The 5,649-nt window shown below is 45.0% G+C and carries 8 protein-coding genes and 1 pseudogene; all 9 read left to right on the top strand.

Going from position 1 to position 5,649, the window contains the following annotated elements; all coding sequences use genetic code 11:
* Positions 1 to 190: ethanolamine ammonia-lyase light chain EutC (locus tag V7659_RS28685; protein WP_335543459.1), on the top strand; the 190-nt coding region annotated here is incomplete at its 5' end.
* 15 nt (positions 191 to 205) lie between these two features.
* Entirely contained in the window at positions 206 to 859 is a 654-nt protein-coding gene (eutL, locus tag V7659_RS28690; RefSeq protein ID WP_335543460.1) for an ethanolamine utilization microcompartment protein EutL, read from the top strand.
* Positions 860 to 936: 77 nt separating this feature from the next.
* A complete protein-coding gene (locus tag V7659_RS28695) occupies positions 937 to 2,460 on the top strand; it encodes an aldehyde dehydrogenase family protein (protein WP_335543461.1) in 1,524 nt (507 codons plus the stop codon).
* A 15-nt stretch (positions 2,461 to 2,475) separates the two neighbouring features.
* Complete coding sequence (locus V7659_RS28700; RefSeq protein ID WP_144555092.1) at positions 2,476 to 2,769, top strand: BMC domain-containing protein; 294 nt, start codon at positions 2,476 to 2,478, stop codon at positions 2,767 to 2,769.
* A 103-nt stretch (positions 2,770 to 2,872) separates the two neighbouring features.
* Complete coding sequence (gene pduL, locus V7659_RS28705; protein WP_438825878.1) at positions 2,873 to 3,610, top strand: phosphate propanoyltransferase; 738 nt, start codon at positions 2,873 to 2,875, stop codon at positions 3,608 to 3,610.
* A 17-nt stretch (positions 3,611 to 3,627) separates the two neighbouring features.
* Entirely contained in the window at positions 3,628 to 3,903 is a 276-nt protein-coding gene (locus V7659_RS28710) for a EutN/CcmL family microcompartment protein (RefSeq protein ID WP_335543462.1), read from the top strand.
* Positions 3,904 to 3,906: 3 nt separating this feature from the next.
* Positions 3,907 to 4,260: a BMC domain-containing protein gene (locus V7659_RS28715; protein ID WP_283879503.1), complete on the top strand. Its 354-nt coding sequence runs from the start codon at positions 3,907 to 3,909 to the stop codon at positions 4,258 to 4,260.
* 25 nt (positions 4,261 to 4,285) lie between these two features.
* A pseudogene (mdh, locus tag V7659_RS28720) lies at positions 4,286 to 5,226 on the top strand (malate dehydrogenase).
* A 138-nt stretch (positions 5,227 to 5,364) separates the two neighbouring features.
* The coding region (locus V7659_RS28725) for an amino acid permease (RefSeq protein WP_335543463.1) at positions 5,365 to 5,649 on the top strand (285 nt) is incomplete at its 3' end.

The raw sequence follows: 5,649 nt of genomic DNA on the forward strand, positions 1-5,649 counted from the left end.
GGAATCGTTAAGTGCGTATCTCTGCTACGAACCACGCCACGGCACCATTGAGGCCGACCGGATGGTCATATCCAATATTCATAAGGGCGGCATTCCACCAGTGGAGGCCGGCGCCTATATCGGAACGGTCGTGCAAAAAATATTAAAATATGAAGCCAGCGGTGTTTCGCTGGTACAAAAAGAGCAATAAGGGGAGGGTTAATAAATGGCATTAGAACGAATTCATGCAAATATCTTGGCTGTTCGGATTATTCCAAATGTTGACCCTGCCTTAGCAGCTCAGTTTCAGTTAAAACCCCATCAACGGAGTTTAGCGATTTTTACCTCAACGATTGACGATGTCGGCTATACAGCTCTTGATGAAGCAACAAAACGCGTAGATGTTGATGTCGTCTATGCAAAGTCCTTCTACGCAGGTTCTGCGCATGCATCAGGGCCATTGTCTGGTGAAATGATCGGCGTGTTGGCCGGGCCAAGTCCAGATGAAGTGAAAAGCGGGATTGATGCGGTGATTCAAACCGCAGAAAATGAAGCGTATTTTGAGGCAATCAATGAGGAAAAAAGCCATGCATTGTATGCCCATGTAGTGGCAAGAACCGGTTCTTATCTATCAGCTGAGGCAGGGATTAATCAAGGAGAAGCACTAGCCTATTTGATTGCCCCGCCGCTTGAAGCGGTGTATGGAATGGATGCGGCGTTAAAGGCTGCGGATGTAGAGCTGGTGAAGTTTTTTGGTCCGCCTTCGGAAACAAACTTCGGAGGTGGGTTATTGACCGGCTCGCAATCGGCATGCCAGGCGGCAGCGGATGCTTTTCGTGCTGTGATTATCGAGATTGCGAGAAATCCACGACAGTATTAGATTCCTTTATAATGGCGGATAATGCTGCATACGTGTAATTTTTTACACAAAAAACAAGAGAGAAAGGAGTGTCCCTGTTGCCATTCGATTTAGATTTACAATCCATTCAGGAAATGCGGGATGCCGTTCAGAAAGCGAAAGAAGCACAGCAAAAGTACTTGGCGTTTTCTCAAGAACAAGTCGACAAAATTGTGAAACGGGCTGCCGAAGCGGCTGCTGCCAAATCACTTGAATTAGCCCAGATGGCGGTCGAAGAAACCGGAATGGGTGTAGTCGAACATAAAAAAATGAAAAATGACGTCGGTTCACTTGCTGTCTATGAATCTATTAAAAACGAGAAGACAGTTGGAATCATTAATGAGGACCGTACAAAGAAAATAATCGAAGTCGCCTCACCTTTTGGGGTGATTGCCGGGATCATTCCAACGACAAATCCAACTTCGAGTGCGATTTTTAAAGCATTAATCGCACTAAAAACAAGAAATGGAATCGTATTTAGTCCGCACCCACGGGCAGTGAAATGCTCAGTCGCCGCTTTAAAGATTTGTTTGGAGGCAGCCGTTGATGCGGGAGCGCCGGACGGAATTATTGGCTGGATCTCAAAACCAACAATGGCAGCAACCACTGAATTAATGCACCATCGTGATATTAATTTGATTTTAGCAACTGGCGGAAAAGATTTAGTCCGGGCTGCCTACAGTTCAGGTAAGCCTGCCTATGGTGTCGGTCCTGGAAACGTGCCCGTCTATATCGAAAAAACCGCCAATATCGAAAAAGCGGTGAAAATGATTGTTCAAAGCAAAACGTTTGATAACGGCACGATTTGTGCAACGGAACAAGCCATTGTGGTTGACCAAAATGTCAAAGAAATGGCCGTAAGGGAGCTTAAAAATAATGGAGCCTATTTCTTAAATGAACAGGAGAAATCACTTTTAGAAAAGGTGATTTCTCCATTGCCAGGAAAGTTGAATCCGGCAATTGTTGGTCAAAGTGCTGTCAAGATTGCGGAATTGGCGGGTATTTCCGTTCCTGGCGACACAACGATTTTAATTGCGGAAGAAACGCGGATAGGGAAGGAAGTTCCTTTTTCCATTGAAAAACTTTCGCCGATCTTTCCGATTTATACAGCTGAAAGTTATGAAAATGCAAAAGAGCTGTGTGTGAAAATCTTAAATTTAGGCGGGATGGGACATAGTTTATCCCTTCACACCAATGATGACAATGTAGCCCGTGAATTTGCGCTATTCATGCCAGTATCACGACTGATGGTGAATACTCTTTCTTCCATTGGTGCGGTTGGAGCCACAACGGAATTGATGCCCTCGCTGACACTTGGCTGTGGATCATTTGGCGGTAATATTACTTCAGACAATCTAACGGCCCGCCATTTAATCAATATCAAAAGAATGGCCTATGGAACAAAAGAGGTTAACGTTCCAAAGCCATCCAGCAAAAGTGCTTCTCCACAGTGGGGGGCCAGCAACCATGTAGATGAGATTGTGAATCAGGTTTTAAGTAATGTAAATGGATCGGATCAGCTAGATCCCCAGGTAATTTCTGAATTGGTAAATCAAGTATTAAAAAAATATCAAATGAATTAATAGGAGGAATTGACAATGGCTAGAGAATTAACTGCATTAGGAATGGTAGAAACAAAAGGTTTGGTAGCATCCGTGGAAGCAGCAGATGCAATGGTAAAGGCAGCAAACGTCCATTTAGTCGGAAAAGTACATGTGGGCGGCGGGCTTGTAACGGTTCTTGTACGCGGAGATGTAGGTGCGGTTAAAGCGGCAACAGAAGCAGGCGCAGCAGCAGCAGAACGTGTTGGTGAACTATTATCTGTTCATGTCATCCCACGTCCGCACAATGAATTAGAGAGCATTTTGCCAAAATTAGAAGTGGAAGTATAAGAAGTAAGGAGCCAGTTCGATGAATGAACAATCTATTCGAACAGTTGTTGAAGAAGTGATTCAGCAATTGTTAAAAAAGGACTCCAAACCCAATACAATCCCGATGGCTGTCTCTGCACGCCATTGCCACTTAAGTCAAGCTGATTTAGAAACGCTTTTTGGCAAAGGGTATGAGTTAACGAAAAAAGCGGACTTGTCTCAGCCTGGTCAATTTGCGGCTAATGAAACGGTAGTCATTGTCGGACCAAGAGGAAGCATTGAAAAAGTGCGAATCCTCGGTCCGGCCCGTTCTTTAACACAAGTGGAAGTCAGCAGAACAGATGCAGTAAAGCTTGGGTTAAACGCACCCCTAAGGGAATCGGGCAATATTGCTGGTTCTGCACCGATTACTCTGGTAGGGCCCAAAGGAAGTATTTATAAACATGAAGGACTGATCATTGCCCAGGCTCACATTCATATGCACCCTGAGGATGCCGCTTATTTTGGCGTAGAAAACGGTGAGTATGTACGAATCCGAACAGAAGGGGAACGCCCGGTTTCGCTTGAAGGAGTGCTGATTAGGGTTTCACCGAGATATCGGCTTGAGATGCATATCGATACCGATGAAGCCAATGCCGGGTTCATTACAAGCGGTCAGGCTGGTTTCCTTTTCAAGGATGGGGAGCCTTTAGTAAAACCCCCGCCTGTGACCACTCACGTAGCACCTGAACAAAAGGTACCAAAAGAAGTTCAANNGTCATGCCAGTACGAGATGATTTCGGTTCGGAAAGGCACCGTTGTGACTCCAATGGCACGGGATGCCGCAAGAGAACTGAAAAAAACCATCCGGATTATGGATTAGTTTAAGGGGATGATTTTTTGTTAGTTGGAACGGTGATTGGAAATGTGTGGGCGACAAGGAAGGAAGAAAATCTCACAGGATTAAAATATTTATTTGTCCAGCCGGAGCTTCCATCCGGGGCGCCGATCCTTTCACCGTTTATTGCGGTGGATCGGATTGGTGCCGGAGTCGGAGATAAAGTGATGGTCACAACGGGAAGTGCGGCGGCAAATATTATCGGTGACCATAGACTGCCGATTGATGCTGTCATTATTGGAATTATTGATTCTATTGATGCAGAAGGAGGTGCGTAAACGATGTCAAAAGCTTTAGGAATGATCGAAACAAGAGGGCTGATTGCCTCGATCGTTGCCGCAGATGCTATGGTGAAAGCAGCGGATGTACGTTTAGTTAAAAAAGAAAAAGTGGATGCCGGACTCGTTTCGATATTAGTAGAAGGAGATGTCGGGGCTGTCCAGGCAGCGGTCGATGCCGGAAAGTATGCAGCTCAAAGTGTCGGGGTGCTGGTTACTGCGCATGTGATCCCGCGACCGGATGAGGGTGTAGGGCAAATGTTGGCACAGGCGCCGAAAAAGGGCGAGGAGAAACCAAAACCAGCAAAAAGGGGTCAAAGAGCAAAACAAGATGAGCCTCCAGCACAAACAGAATAATTTTTAAAAGAATGGAGGAAGAAAAATGGCTTTCAAACGTAAAAAAATTGCAGTGGTTGGTGCAGGATTTACGGGTGCAACAGCTGCGCTGATGATTGCACAAAAAGAATTAGGAGATGTCGTTCTGGTTGATATCCCATCTCAAAACGATCCGACCAAAGGGAAGGCACTGGATATGCTGGAAGCCAGCCCCGTCCAAGGCTTTAATGCAAATATAACGGGTACCTCAGATTATGCGGATATACAGGATGCTGACTTAGTGTTAATCACGGCAGGGCTGCCGCGGAAACCAGGGATGAGCCGGGATGATTTGGTTTCTACTAATGCAAAAATTATCGAGCAAGTCTCGGAAAATATTAAAAAATATGCGCCGAATAGCTATATTATTGTTTTAAGTAATCCTGTTGATGCGATGACCTATGTTTGCTATAAAACAACAGGGTTTCCTAAAAATAGGGTTATCGGTCAATCCGGTGTCTTAGATACTGCGCGTTTCAACACTTTCGTTGCACAGGAATTGAATGTGTCAGTGGAGGATATTTCAGGTTTTGTCCTTGGCGGGCATGGTGATGATATGGTCCCATTGGTTCGATTCTCTTATGCCGGCGGAATCCCGCTTGATAAAATTCTCCCGCCTCACCGAATTGAAGCGATTGTGGNNCGCGTAAAGGAGGAGGCGAGATTGTCAGTTTGCTAGGTCAAGGCAGTGCCTACTACGCCCCGGCAGCTTCGATGGTCCAAATGGCTGAAGCCATATTAAAGGACAAAAAACGAATCTTGCCATGTATTGCCTATCTGGAAGGGGAATATGGCTATCAGGATTTATATCTAGGGGTTCCAACGATCCTAGGCGGCGATGGGATTGAAACGATCATTGAAATTGCGTTAACCCCTGAAGAAAAAACAGCCCTTGATCAATCAGCCCAATCTGTTCGGAAGGTTATGTCGATTTTGAAGACACAATAATATTTGGATAATATATCCTGTGAATCCTTCTACAATTCTATATTAAACTAGTAACACCTAGTTTTGGAATTAGTCATGTATGGGATATGGTTTTACTTTTATATTTCCAGGAGATTTATTTTGAAAGGGGAAGGGTTTATGGAGCAGGGAAACAACCATTTACAAAAAGCGCTTAAACCAATTCATCTCTGGGGTATTGCTGTAGGGATGGTCATATCCGGCCAATATTTTGGATGGAACTATGGTTTTGAATCAGGAGGCACCATTGGCCTCGGAATTGCCGCACTGATTATTATTGTCTTTTATACGACCTTTATTTTTAGTTATTCTGAGCTTTCAACTTCCATCCCTCATGCCGGCGGACCGTCTGCCTATGCCCGAAAGGCAATGGGGCCGTTTATGGGCTTTATTACCGGTTTAGCC

Source organism: Neobacillus drentensis (genome assembly GCF_036966985.1).
GTDB classification, from domain to species: Bacteria; Bacillota; Bacilli; order Bacillales; family Cytobacillaceae; genus Neobacillus; species Neobacillus drentensis_E.

Excerpts from the sequence above, each read along its gene's own strand:
- eutL (WP_335543460.1), top strand. The coding sequence starts at position 206 with ATGGCATTAGAACGAATTCATGCAAATATCTTGGCTGTTCGGATTATT.
- V7659_RS28700 (WP_144555092.1), top strand. The coding sequence starts at position 2,476 with ATGGCTAGAGAATTAACTGCATTAGGAATGGTAGAAACAAAAGGTTTG.
- V7659_RS28715 (WP_283879503.1), top strand. The coding sequence starts at position 3,907 with ATGTCAAAAGCTTTAGGAATGATCGAAACAAGAGGGCTGATTGCCTCG.